This is a genomic window from Eikenella sp. Marseille-P7795 (assembly GCF_916618725.1).
Classification (GTDB): domain Bacteria; phylum Pseudomonadota; class Gammaproteobacteria; order Burkholderiales; family Neisseriaceae; genus Eikenella; species Eikenella longinqua.
On the sequence record NZ_CAKAJZ010000001.1, the window covers coordinates 418,301 to 431,175 of the forward strand.

Annotated in this window: 14 protein-coding genes; all 14 read right to left on the bottom strand. The window is 58.4% G+C overall.

The window, feature by feature from the left end:
- Positions 1-2: 2 nt before the first annotated feature.
- Positions 3-3,248, bottom strand: coding sequence for a host specificity protein J (locus LG371_RS02085; RefSeq protein ID WP_225747604.1), 3,246 nt, complete (start codon positions 3,246-3,248; stop codon positions 3-5).
- An 11-nt stretch (positions 3,249-3,259) separates the two neighbouring features.
- Positions 3,260-3,991 carry a tail assembly protein gene (locus tag LG371_RS02090; RefSeq protein ID WP_225747605.1) on the bottom strand — a complete coding sequence of 244 codons (732 nt, stop codon included), beginning with the start codon at positions 3,989-3,991 and terminating at the stop codon, positions 3,260-3,262.
- 66 nt (positions 3,992-4,057) lie between these two features.
- Positions 4,058-4,411, bottom strand: a complete 354-nt coding sequence (locus LG371_RS02095) for a hypothetical protein (protein ID WP_064103022.1) — start codon at positions 4,409-4,411, stop codon at positions 4,058-4,060.
- Positions 4,408-5,175: a hypothetical protein gene (locus LG371_RS02100; protein ID WP_225747606.1), complete on the bottom strand. Its 768-nt coding sequence runs from the start codon at positions 5,173-5,175 to the stop codon at positions 4,408-4,410. Before LG371_RS02100 ends, LG371_RS02095 begins: the two co-directional genes overlap by 4 nt.
- 21 nt (positions 5,176-5,196) lie before the next feature.
- Positions 5,197-5,925, bottom strand: coding sequence for a C40 family peptidase (locus LG371_RS02105; protein WP_225747607.1), 729 nt, complete (start codon positions 5,923-5,925; stop codon positions 5,197-5,199).
- 33 nt (positions 5,926-5,958) lie between these two features.
- A complete protein-coding gene (locus tag LG371_RS02110; RefSeq protein ID WP_225747608.1) occupies positions 5,959-6,684 on the bottom strand; it encodes a phage minor tail protein L in 726 nt (241 codons plus the stop codon).
- On the bottom strand, positions 6,681-7,016 hold the full coding sequence (locus LG371_RS02115; RefSeq protein WP_153716776.1) for a phage tail protein: 336 nt from the start codon (positions 7,014-7,016) through the stop codon (positions 6,681-6,683). The genes LG371_RS02110 and LG371_RS02115 overlap by 4 nt, the downstream gene beginning before the upstream one ends.
- Positions 7,017-10,289, bottom strand: a complete 3,273-nt coding sequence (locus LG371_RS02120) for a phage tail length tape measure family protein (RefSeq protein ID WP_225747609.1) — start codon at positions 10,287-10,289, stop codon at positions 7,017-7,019.
- The gene (locus tag LG371_RS02125) at positions 10,282-10,554 is read right to left on the bottom strand and encodes a DUF1799 domain-containing protein (protein ID WP_225747610.1); all 273 of its coding nucleotides are present in this window, start codon (positions 10,552-10,554) and stop codon (positions 10,282-10,284) included. Before LG371_RS02125 ends, LG371_RS02120 begins: the two co-directional genes overlap by 8 nt.
- 47 nt (positions 10,555-10,601) lie before the next feature.
- Positions 10,602-10,916 carry a phage tail assembly chaperone gene (locus tag LG371_RS02130; RefSeq protein ID WP_225747611.1) on the bottom strand — a complete coding sequence of 105 codons (315 nt, stop codon included), beginning with the start codon at positions 10,914-10,916 and terminating at the stop codon, positions 10,602-10,604.
- Positions 10,917-10,994: 78 nt separating this feature from the next.
- Positions 10,995-11,546: a phage tail protein gene (locus LG371_RS02135; RefSeq protein ID WP_225747612.1), complete on the bottom strand. Its 552-nt coding sequence runs from the start codon at positions 11,544-11,546 to the stop codon at positions 10,995-10,997.
- Positions 11,547-11,672: 126 nt separating this feature from the next.
- On the bottom strand, positions 11,673-12,014 hold the full coding sequence (locus LG371_RS02140; RefSeq protein WP_225747613.1) for a DUF3168 domain-containing protein: 342 nt from the start codon (positions 12,012-12,014) through the stop codon (positions 11,673-11,675).
- Positions 11,995-12,471 carry an HK97-gp10 family putative phage morphogenesis protein gene (locus tag LG371_RS02145; protein WP_255593049.1) on the bottom strand — a complete coding sequence of 159 codons (477 nt, stop codon included), beginning with the start codon at positions 12,469-12,471 and terminating at the stop codon, positions 11,995-11,997. Before LG371_RS02145 ends, LG371_RS02140 begins: the two co-directional genes overlap by 20 nt.
- The gene (locus LG371_RS02150) at positions 12,472-12,792 is read right to left on the bottom strand and encodes a phage head closure protein (RefSeq protein ID WP_225747614.1); all 321 of its coding nucleotides are present in this window, start codon (positions 12,790-12,792) and stop codon (positions 12,472-12,474) included. It abuts the gene before it with no gap.
- Between the last annotated feature and the right edge of the window lie 83 nt (positions 12,793-12,875).

A 12,875-nucleotide genomic window follows, 5' to 3' on the forward strand; every position in this document is an offset into this window, starting at 1 on the left:
TATCAATCCCCCCAGTTGGTGAGCTTACCCAACCGCACCATCACATGGCCTTTCTCGTTGCGTACAATCAGGCCGCGATAATCCAACTGGGTGCCCACCTTGCTGTTGGGGTCGGAACGCAGTTGCGCCCCGTGCTCTTTAGTCACGATGAAGCGCCCATCCGCCATATGCAAGGTACCGCCCCGGATGTCCGGTGCTTCGATGGTTTGGTTGGCCTTGATGTGCCGCCCCAAAATCGAGCCGTCGGCAATTAAATCCCCGTTGAAGTAGGTTTTGTCGCCGGTTACCGTGAACATCGGCAATTTCTTGTTGTTCCACAGCACCAGCTTGTCAGCCTGAATCACTACCTCGGACTGACCGCTGGTACCGTCCGCCAACAGTGAGATACCGCCCACCACCTTAGTGCCGGTGCGGGTATCGGTGCTCACTTTCAACGTGTAGGCCGCGCTCAATTTACCGTTTAAATCAGCAAACGACTGCGCCACCTGCGTTACCGATGCCTTAGCCCCGGCCACTTCGCTTTCCACCGCCTGCACTTTGCGGGCTTGGGCTTCAGTTCGGGTGGTGAGGGTTTTCATCTCCTCGGCTACAGTGGCGATCTTGTCGCCGAACTGCGAACGTACGGCGTTGATGCGTTTGGACAGCACATAATCCGCCTCGTTCATCTGGCTGTAAAAATCCCACTTGCCGGCCAGCTTGCCGGTATTGCCGGCCATGCCGTTGTTGTTACCGGCCAAGTTGCCCACCAAGTTCAGCAACTCTTCCCCGGCGCCGGGTGCAAACTGCTCTTTGCCCAACTTACCTTTGAGTTGTTCCAACAGCAGGCTGGGGTCGTCGCTGCATACCCCGTCCACCGGCGCCGTCCATTCTCCGGCCAGCCCGGCGCTGTCCACCAAGCGCAGCCAGAAATACCAATGCTCGCCGGTCTTGACGTTGGTAAGCTGGTAGTCGGTTTGTGGCGCAGGCAGTTTCGCCAGCGGCATAGCCTGATTAAAATTGTTGCTCCTACCGTAGCGGATTTCAGTGTGTGCTTCCGCCAGCAGCGGGCTGGGCAGCGTCCAATTTAGGCCGATGGCAAACAGCTTGGGCGTGGGCCGCACCCCGGTAATGGTGTAATTCAGGCTCCAAGCCTTTTCCAGCGGTTTAGACAACACGCCGCGCGCGGTGCGGCCGCGGATTTCGGCGCGGTAATCGCCGTTGGGCAGCCCTTGCAGGCTGATTTCGGCACTGGGCGCATCCGGAATATGCCGCCACAGCCGGCCGTCTTTAAAAATCTTGATGTCGTAGCTCACCACCTGCCCGTCGGCACTCAAATTCTCCCAGCTTAGGGTCAAATCCCGCCCGTTGGTCGATAAGTTACTGTTGCCGAGCTGCGGCTGGCGGCCGTATTTGGTGGTTGCCCCCGCTTCAAACAGCGCGCTGTTGTCCACCGCCGCGTATTTGGTCGGGTCATGCCGCAAGGCGGTAATGGTGTACGTGCCGTCATCGGTATTTTCCTTGATGCTTACCGCCCGATACTGGCGCGGCACCACCTTGCCGGATAAAGCCCAATGGTCGTCGTAACCCAGCCCTGCCGGGTCGCCATCCAACAGCAGCTGATTAGGCTGCGGCTGTGATGCCACTTTCAGGCTGTAGTGCTTCGGCACCGTTTCGCCTTGCGCATTTTGCTCGAGCGCAAGGTATTGGAACCACCAACCGGCAAGGTTTTCCGTGATGACGCGGTCGAGGGTGACCACCCGGCCGCTCACCGCCAACACCTGCCCGCCCAGCTGTGCGCCGGCAAAGTGGTTGTCCGCGATTTGGATAATGTCGTAGGGCAGGTGTTTCAACCCTTCGCGCCCCACGGTAAACGACACCGCATCCTGCTGGCGCAGGCCGGTTTGCAGTATCCATTGCCCGTAACGCACCGCCTGCCCGCGTGTGGTGCAGCCGAACGCGGTTACCGACTGGATATTCAGGCCGTAACGCGCCACTGCCTCCGGATCGGCCACATACTCGGTCTTACTGCGGTAGCTGTCGTATTTGTCGGCAAAGCGCACCAACACGGCGGTATAGGTGGATTTCAGCGCCACGCCGTTGTAGGCAAACTGCCCGTCCACCACATTGCTGTTGTCGTACTGCGCCACCGGGTCGCCGCCCTGATCCAACAATACCGACAGCTGGTTGCCGTTCCACAGCGGCATACCACAAAAGGCGCTCGCCAGTTCGGTGAGCAGTTCGCCTGCCTGCCGCCGGTCGGTCAGGTAGGCATTGCAGGTAAAGCGCGGCTCCAGCCCGCCGAAGCCGTCCGGCACCATCTCATCACAATAACGGGCTACCTGATACAGGCTCCATTTATCGATGTCTTCCGACGCCAGACGCAAGGCCAGCGTGGAGTAGCGTTCCTGCTGCACCAAATCGTAAAACACCCACGCCGGGTTATTCGTCCAAGCCGTTTTAAAGCTGCCATCCCACAGCCCGGTATAAGCGCGGGTTTCCGGGTCGTAATTAGAGGGCACTTGCACCTCGATGCCGCGAATTAGGTAATTACGACGCGGATTCTGCCCGCCGAACTGGTCGGAATCGATGCTCAAAGCCGCCAGCGCGGTAAACGGGTAGCACAGTTTGGCATCCGTAATCTCTACGTAACTGGCAAAAAAAGTGCTGTTTTGAATTTTGTCGCTGGTGCTGTCCGGTGTGGGGCGTGAAACCTTGATGGAAAACGGCGCCTTCGGCAGCCGGTCGAATACCTCGTCATGGTAAAACGCGCCGCTGCCCTTCTCGGTAAAGTTCACATGGCGCTGCTGTTGCACGCCGTCATCGTTGAGCAGCTGGATAATCAGCGTGGTATTCGCTGCCAGCGTGTCGCCGTTTTCCTGCACCGACGCATTGCGCTCCACGCCCACCGTCACTCGCAGCCTGGTCGGGCCGCCGTCGGATACGGTGCGGATAACCGGGCTTTGGTTTTTCACCGGATTAGACACCGATACCGTGCGCTCCACGCTCTCCCAGCCCGGAATATAGGATTGGTCGGGCGTGCCGCGCTGGAATACCGCCGTTACGCCCTTAAAGTTGTAGCTGCCGTCAGGATTCTGCACCGGCGTATCGTTGAAGAACACGCTTTTAAACGGCGCATCGTTGCCGTTGGCAAACCCGGCCACCACCCCTTCGCTGATCACATCCACGATGCGCAGCATCTGCGCCGAAGACAACTTATTCGGTGCCTCATGCGGCGTGCGTGCGCCGCCACCGCTTTTCTGCCCACCCATAACCCTTACTCCTAATCCTGCTGCAGTGCCGCTGTGTAGTTACGGGCGCGCACCGAATCGTCATTAAAATCCGTGTCGTAATACTGCCCGTTCGGCGCTTTCGCCGCCTGCCCGGCAATCGGCGTTCTCACCAGCCGCAGGGTAACGTCTGCCGCCGTCGGGTTTTGCAGCACCGGGTCGCCGTCGGTATCCACCCGGCGCGACACCACACCCTGCGATGCCACCCGGCTGCCGCAATACACCTCGCCGTAAGCCAGCGGCACCGGCTGCCCCTGCGCCGCCGTGTTGTCCAAATTAGAAAACGCCGTATTGCGCCCGGCCTTCTGCCCGCGCTGCTCATTGTCCAATTTCGGCGGCCGCGCCAACATCTGCGCAATCCCGCCCGCCACCAAACCAATACCGGCGCTCATCAATGCCCCGGCTGCCGCCCAGCCGAACGGGTTCCACCACGCGAACGCAATCAACACCACACCGGCGATAATCTGCCCCGCCTTGCCCGCACCCTGAATGCGCGGCACGATGTGCAAAATCCCGCTTTCAGGCTGCCTGAATTCGTGCTCCAGTTCCGCCTCGCAGAAATCGTGGCCGTTGAAGCGCACCTGATAAAACCCGCTGCCTAAAATTTCCCGGAAGCCGGGCAGTTGGGTGAGCAATGCCCACACCGCTTCCGCCGGGCTTGCAGCGTGCAAATCAAAACGGCGGCCGTATTCGCGCAGGCCGCCGTGTAAGCAAACTGTAATCATGAATTTATCCAAAAAGGAAAACCCCGAACTTAAAGCTTCGGGGCTTTCTTTCAATCAATACCGACGTTATTCCAATTCGGCAAATATACAGCTGGATCGCCTCAATGCCTGAGCAGCTTCTCCAGAGTAAATATTCTCATTTAAATAGTAGTCAGCCTGAATGCGTTTCCGTTTCAACTTTTTCAACAAATCGGCTACCACTCCGGCGGATTCTGTTCCCTCCCTATCAAAATAGAAAATCAGATTGCTGTGTGTTCCACCAGCCTCTTTATTGCTGTATTCATAACCGTTTCCTACGGCGTATTCCAATGCTTTATGCATAGCGGCGTAATATGCACGGCTGATACACACCCGGTCATCCGTCTCATTCTCACGGGGCATGGATTTAGCAAAGCCAAGGAAGTTTTCCGCCTGTATCATAAGTCGGCACCCGCCAATTCGCAGCCGATAACCAGCCTGGATAAATCAAGCCCGTGCTCCAACGCATAACGCACCTTGGCGCGGCTGATGGCGATATCGCAATCAGCCACCGCTTCCGGATCGGCATCCGATACAGCCAGTAGGGTCAGATAGGCGGCATCCCCGTCTGTATCGACTGCGTCCGCCAAATAGGCCACCCCAGATTCTTTCATGGCATGGCCGGCTTGAGCTAGTAGGCGTATTAGATGCTCTTCAGCAACACCGGATGCACGAAGTATGCCTATTCTTTCCTTTTCGTTCATCGTATCTTTCCCCAACTTATCCAAGCGGGCGATTACTTTTTCCATCAAGCCGAGCTGCCCGGTAAAACTGCCACGGTTGAAACAGGCGCGTAACCAGTCCGGATTGTCTGCCGACAATTCAAAAAGATATTCTGCCAGCTCATAGGCGGATTCTCGCATATGCAGGCGGATAAGCGAATTAAAATAACACATTTCCACATCATAAATAGAATGTGGCAGCCGCCGCGCTGCATCGAAATTTACCTGCATTTCCGCTATTTTCTGTTCGTAAGTCAGATCCTCTTTGAATACGGATACCGCGCCTAATATGGTATACGCCCTAAAGGCTTCATTCGTTCTGAACAGTTTTCTCGCCTCCTGTTCGATGCGGGCGATATTAAACGGTTTAAGGTGCGATACCCGGTAGGCATGGCTGATCGCCTTCTCTAGTTCATAGGCGGTAGTTTGAGGCTTTGGATTCATGACAGCATTTTAGCATAGTGGCTAATTGGCGTGTTCCAAATCATTCAGCACCGCCTGCAGCATTTCAGGCTGCCATTGCCGGTGCCGCCAAATACTGTGCGTGTGCCGTTGCCAATAAGGCCCGTAGCCATCGCGGCGGCTTAATTGGCCGAAAGCATGGTGCAGCATTTCGCCGTTGCCCAAATACAGCAGCACGTGCGAAGCCAGTCCGTCAAATTCGGTCAATACCACGTCCCCGGGCTGCAAATCGCGCACCCGCGCAAACCCTGCCTTCTCGGCCAGCGCCAAAAAACGCCCCTGCGCCGCGTCATCGTCGATATCGCCACGCCGCACCGGCGGCAAGTCAATCCCCGCCAGATGGTAGGCATCCGCCAGCAGGCTGTAGCAGTCAAAACGCCCGTATTCAAACACCCGCCCGCGTAGGTGCGGCACCGGTGCGAACACTTTCAGGCTGCCTGAAACGGCGAGCACCCAAGGCAGGCCGTTGGCCGCCTGCATTTGCCGGTCGGCACCGGACAGCCACGGTTCGCCCTGCGGGTGAGAATGCACAATGGCGCACACTTCGCCCTGTTCCGACACTTCAATTAAATCCAACGGCGCGATTTCAAAGCGTGCCAACGGGTCGGCCGCCACGTTGCCGCAGGGCCGATACAACTGTTCCCCGTCCGCCTGCACAATCAGGCCGCAGCATTCTTGCGGTGCTTCCTTGGCCGCGTGCGCCAAAATCGCCGCCTGTACGGATTTTGTCATCTCCAACATTTCAGGTAGCCTTTTCAGGTAGCCTTAAGAGGCCGTCAAAGTTTTATCCACCCCCACCCAGCCACCGAAGGGCAGGGCGGTGGTTTCGCCGTAACGCGCCTTGCAGCCCTGCAGCTTGCGGCTGCATTCGTCTTTTTCCGGGTCGGCAGTGGGCATGTCGAAGCGGTCGGCCACCGGCTTGCCCCGATAACCGCAGGCTTCGCCGCGATAATCGAACGGGCAGTAATCGTGCAGCATCAGCCGCGCCGGAATCACTGCCCCGTCCGCTTCCGAAGGAGCGGCCAGCTCAAACTGCGCCGATTCGGCGGTGAGCGATACCATCCGCTCCACCAGATACTTGCTCACGATTTCCTGCGCCGGGTCGGCCTGCGGGTTGCCCTGCGCGAAGTTGGCGGCATCCAGAAAGCGGGCATACGTCTGCCGGCGCCATACTTCCGCGCCGATCAGCTGACCGAACTGCTCGGATAGGCCGGTAACCGTGCCGTACACATTAGCCAGCGTAACCTTAGGCCGGTTGCCCGCCCCCTGGCCGCTCGATTCGAAACCATCGGCCTGAATCGGCAAACCCTGATAAGCCTGCCCCTTCCATATCACCGGCTGCGAGAGCTCGTTCATCAGATTGCAGTAGCGCAGGATTTCGCCGCCCAACGGCCGCAAATCCAGCTCCCACAAATCCACCAACACGCCCTGATCCGCCGCCGACAACGCCCGCAGCATCGGAATCGACAACTGCTTCATACGCGGATTCATGCGAGCACCTCCTCAAATTTCCAAGACAACTGCCACACCTTGCCGCCTTGGTGCGCTTCGCGGTATTCCGCCACCTTAACCAGCAGCCTTTCCCGCCCCGGCGGCGTCCAATAAAACGCCCGCACCCCGGCATGGGCATCCAAAAACGCCCGCACTTGCGAGAGCGTTTCCGGCAGCCCGCCCAAGGTTACTTCCCAAGTCTGCAGCTTGGGCCGCAGTGAGAGCGCCTGCCGCTGCTCGTAGCCGTCGCCGAATTTCACCGTGCGCACGGCGAATTTGTGTTCCGCCGAAAACTTGGCCTCCACCGGCCAGCCGAATGTTTCGATTGCCATTTAATTACTCCGGTGGTAACGCCCGCCAACACGGGCCACGTTATCCACGAACCATTGCTCAATCATGCCCGGCAGCGCCACCGCCAACGCTTTAGCCATTTCGCTGCTGCCCTGGCTGTTGGCTTCGCTGCTGCCGTCTTGGTTGATTACAATGCTCACCTGCATATTGTTTGGCTGCCCGCCGCCGGACACCGCCGCCGCCAGCGCCGGGGTCATCCCCACCACGCCGCCGTCGGCATAGCCGCGCAAGCGCGCCGCCTCCACTTTATGCACCCCGCCGAAGCGCCGCACATCAGCCTGCGAAAACACCACCTCGCCACGATGCACGATGCCGGCCGGTTCGTATTTGCCGCCGTCGCCGGTGTAGCCGCCAACCGCCAAACTTTTCAAACCGCCTACCACCCCGCCGTCGGCATAGCCCCCAAATGCCGATTTCATGGCATTGAGAATCGCCATCTTAATCAGCATTTTGGATAGGTCTTGCAGTACCGACACCGTGAATTCGCGGAAATCCAGTTTGCCGGTGGCCACAAACGTGCCCAGCGCATCCGACATCCTGCCCAGCGAATCAGTTACCCCGTCCGCCATTTCCTCGCGCATTCCTTTGAAAGAATCCGCATAGCGCGTGAAACCGTCATTGATGCCGCTAAGCCAGTCATCACTTTGTGCCTGCCGCAGCCGCTGAAATTCTTGACGTGCCTTTTCCGCTGCCTCTTTCTGCTGGCGCAGGCCGTCCACAATTTCCGGACTGGCACCGTCGGCGATAGCCTGCTGGATTTTCAGGTCGTATTCGCGCGCCAGCCGCAGCCGGTCGATTTCATCGGCGGTTTTGCCGGTAAGCGACAATTCAAACGCCTTATCTTCAAACCCCTTATTGGTTTCCAGTGCCAGCGTTTGAATCAGCGTATTATATTTCTCGGTTACGCTGTTCACCCGCTCCTGCGCATCGGCCTTTTGCGCCAATGCCAGCAGCGTTTCCTTTTCGGTGGCGCTGAATTTCTGATATTCCGGGCTGGCGAGCAATTCCAGCTGGTGCGAAAACGATTTGCCCAGGTTTTCCGACCACAACTGCGCCTGCAGGCTGGCCTTTTCCGACTGCTGCGTCAGCCGCGCCAGCATCCGTTCGTAGGGCGTGGCAGCTTTTTCCGCCTCGGCAAACAGCCCGCCGCGTGCAAACGCCTTGGCGCGGCCGTCCAACCCGCCGGCAAATTGCGCGGCAATACGGGCATTATTCCAGTTTAGGTGGAAATGCCCGCCGTTCGCCCCCGCACTCGGCCGCTTGTATTCATTGATCAGCGTGAAATCTTTTTCCGACAAACCAAGCTCGCGGAAATACGCCCGGATTTGCCGTTCCACTTCATCCGATTTGCGCGGGTCGCGGATTGAAAAATCGAAGGCCAAACCCGCCCCGTGCGTGCCGGAGCTGCGGTTGCCCTTGCGCCGGAAATAGTCTTCGGAATGGTGGTAATCGTCGTTAAAAGCAGAGAAATACACCAATTTGTTGCCGAGCAGCTGCTGCATGGCCTGCGCGGCGGCAAACGTACCCGGCGCCACATACCGCGCCTGCCCGTTCACCGTGCCGATGGCTGAAGGCTTCAGCCGCAAACCCTGCGCCGTGGTGGCAAACTGATTGCGTTCGCCGCGCGGCCGGCTGCGCCGCTGTCCGCGTTGCTCGGCCTGTTCGCGTTTTTGGTGCGCCGCCGTCACCAGTCGCGCGGTCTGCTGTTCCATCTGCCGTACCTGCGCCGGCGAGTTGTGCGGGTCGGCTTTGAAATCAGCCAGATTCCTTCTTAGCCGGTTGATCTCCCTTGTTTCTTCTTCGCGTGCCGTCAGGTTACGTTCGTATTCGCGATTGGTTTCAGCCAAAATCTCCACACTGTGGCGGCGGCGGCGCGCTTCTTCCTGCTGCAGTTTTGCCTGTTGGTTTTCTTGCGCCAATTCGCGCTGCAATTTAGTAGCCGCCTCCCGGTCGGCATTCAACGCCTGCTCGCTAAACACGCGGCTGCCGGGGTGGTTGCGCTGATATTCCTCTCGCTCACGAATGCTTCGGTTCAACGCATCCAGCTGTTCCTGCTTGGTTGCATCACGCCCGATGCTCTTCATTCCCTCCCAAGCACCGGAGGCGGCGTTCTTAATTCCCAGCCAAGCCTTTTCAATCGCGCCGAGGTTTTGTACCACCCGGCGCGACATCTCCGCCGATTCGTCGTCGTACTTCCTTTGTACTAAGCGGACAGCTTCCTGCTCGCGCCCCTGTTCCTGCAGCGCCTTCACTTGGGCGTACACATCGGCGGTCATACTTCTATACACGCCCGACATAGCCAGCACCGCTTTCAGCGGGTCGTTGGCAATTTCGATGTATTTAGCGGTCAAATCCTCCACCGATTTGCCAGTGACTTGCGATTGCAGCACCACCGTTTGTGTAAAGCGCTGATAATCCTCAGATGCGATCTTGCCGCTGGCCACAAACTGCAACACTGCTTCGCGCGCATCGCTATAACGGCCACTCACTTTACCCACAGCTAAAGCCAAATCCGCCAACTGGCCGGCAGTCAGCCCGGCACTGTCACCGGAAAAAATCACTGCTTTTTGGTATTCGCGCCCCTCCTCGCTACCTTGTTTCATGGCGTAACCCAAACCAGCCACCGCACCGCCAAAGCCTAATAGTGCCACCTTGCCCAGCGATACCGAAGCCGCCAAACCACGAAACATCGTACTAAAGCCGCCGAAGCTGTCACGCAACTGGCCGCCCTGTTGCAACGCAACCAGCAGCGGGTTTTGCCCGCCGGCCAGTTGGGTCACAATATCGGTAAACTGCGCCGGCACCTGCCGCATGGCATTGTTGTATTGCCCAAGCGAAATATTGCCCACCATCTGCCGGTGCTGCCGCGCCACCGCCACATTAGCCAAATGCAGTTCGCGCGCCCGCTCCAAATCATGCAGCAGCGGCGTCAGCCGGGCTTTATCCAAACCGCGCTGCCCTGCCAAAGCCTCGTAGTAGGCACGGCTGGCCTTGCCGCCGGCCTGCATCGCCGCAATATCGCGCTTGATGGCGTTTTCCAACGAAGTGTAGGAGCGTTCGCGGCGTTTGTTGGCGCGTTCCACCTCTTTTGCGCTGTCGCCCGCGCCTTGTCCGATTTTATCCAGCCCGTCCGCACCCCGGCGGCCGGCTTTCTCCGCCGTTTCCGCCAGCGAGCGCAACGATACCTTAGCCTCTTCCACCCCGGATTTCAGGCCGGACACTTCCGCGCCGATGGTTACCACTGAATCAGCCATTTTTACCCTCCTGCCACATCTCCAATACCGCCTGCTCCATCACCCTAATATCGTGCAGCATTTCCGCGCGTTTTTTCTTACGAATGCCCCACGCCTGCATCACGCCGAACAGCGCGGTGTAATCCAGCCCGTAAGCACCGGCCATACTCACCCGCCATTGGGTGGATACCGACGCAAACAGCTGTACCGCCGCCCAACAGTCCGGCCACACCTGCACCACATCCTCTTCGCCGAAATCCTCCGGCGTGAGGCCGAAAGCCGCCATTTCCGTTTCGGAAGCTTCCGGCCGATACAAGGCACGGGCGGCGGCAATCAGTTTCCCCGGCGGGCAGTAACCAGTTCTTCGCTGTACGCAGCAATCAGCGCGTGTGCCGCGCCGGGATAGTTATCCAACAGCGTGCGCAAGTTGCTGATATTGAATTCATCTTCCAATTCCCATCCCACCACTAAGGCTTCCGCCAATTTAGGGTCTGGGTTGTCCACGTTGTCCGCCCAAAACCGATCCAATTCGTTCAAACCTCTATGTTTGAACTCGAATACAGTTTCCACCACCCCAACACCGGGCACAGGAATATCCACCTTGCATTTAAATGTCGGGTTCGGTTGCAGTTTCAGTTTGCTTGCCATATTTCAGCCCTCCTTAGCCGAGATAGCGGTTGGGGCGGCCGTTCATGGCGTAGGACGCCTGAATCTTCATGCCCTCGTTCATGGTGGTGGTCGCGTTTCGTTCACCGATAGATAACCGTTGTACACCACCACGCTGCCGTTTTTCAGGTTCAGGCGCAGCGGCACCTGTTTGCCCGCACGGCTCGCTTTCACTGCGGCTTGGTAACCGGGCAGGGTCGGGTCATCACCCAGGGAGATACTGATTTGCGTGGGCGATACCGTGGTCGGCAGCTGGCGCGAAATGCCGTCTTCCATAAAGGCATAGTCGTAATACTGCTGCTCGCCGCCGGAGGTGGAATATTCCAAAATCTGCAGCAGCTGCTGCCACGTTTTAATCTTGCTCAAGGTGCCGCCGCCGCTGCCGGTCGGGAAACGGGTTAGGTTGGTGGTGTCGATGCCGATCAGCTTCACGGTGTTAGCCTGCACATCGCCCACTTTAAACACACAGCCGTTCAAATCGCCCCAGCCGCTGGTCACCAAGATGTAATCGCCGTTCTGCAGGCCGTGCGCCGTGGCAGTCAGTACACATTCCGCCGCATTGCTGGCGCCGGTAAAGGGTTTTTCCGCTTCCATTTCGGTTGCGATAAACACGGTCGAACCGTTCGGCAAAGTCATAGCCATAATTCACTACTCCATAAAAAACGCCCGCAACGGGCACAAAAAAAGCCGCCCGCCCACGGCGAACAGCCAAACAAAATTTACACAGCCAAGCGCTGCTTATTCCAATACATAAAAATCCTGCCGCATCCCGCGCAGTTCGGTTTCCGGATCGTAATCCGCCTGCGCCGCACCAATCGGCGCCACGCCCGGCAGCGCGGCCAGAGCCTGCTCAATACGCAGCGACAGCGACACCGCCTCCAGCCGCGAAACCGCCCACACCGCCAGCTGCAGCCGGATTTGATAGCCACCCGGCGTGGCATTATCTATAAACAGATTGCCCGCACCGCCCACCCGCTGCAATACCACCAGCGGGCTGCCGGCATCATCCGGCGCAAAATCGTGATACACCTCCACCGTCGGCAGCGCCGAGCGGATGGCATCAATAATGGTCTTTTCCACGAGCCGCCTCCTTAATGCGCTCGATAATCAACTGTTCCGCCTGCTTACGCATCGCATCAAAGGCCGGGCGCAAAAACGGCTGCGCCGGCGTGCGCACCGTGCCGTATTCCACCATGTGCGCATAGGGCACATAGCCTTTGTTCGACGGGTTCTTGCGCCAGCCGATTTTGTATTCCTCTCTCTGCCCGTTCAGGCTGTTTTCGTCGATGTGCCGGATATAGATTGCCTTTTTCAGGCTGCCCGGCTCAAATAAGTATTTGCGTCCCGCCGTGCCGTCTTTGTTCCGGCGGCTGTAAAACCAGTGCGCCGCCTCGCTCCTTGGCGCCCTCTCTTCCGCCTCGCGCCGCACCAGCATTGCCCCGGCCAGCGTAGCCGGCCGCAATTCCTGCCCCACCCGCTCCGCCAAACCGTCCAGCTGTCCCAGTGCCGCCGCTAAGTCCACATCCAATTCCAGCATTTATTCCGCCTTTTCGCACACCAAATCCACAAAGCGGCGCTTTTCCTCGTCCGGCAGCACCGCTTTAATGTCGTACACCGCCCCGTGCGGCAGCTTCAGCCGCATCGTGTGGTCAATATCGCGCCGGAAACGGATGCGCACGCTGGCGCGTACCACGCTGATTTCCTGATCCGCCTTCAGTTTGGACAGACCGGAAACATGGCGCACATCCGCCCACAGCTGCCGCACATCCTGCCAATCCCACACCGTCGCGCCGCTCGTATCGGCGGTTTTCACCTTGCGCTGCACCGTCACCCGCGTATTCAATTCCCCAGCTCGCATTGCCTGCTCCCAATAAAAAAAGGCTGCCTGAAATTCAGGTAGCCTGCTATACAAACCCCACCAACCGACCTATGATTTCCTCT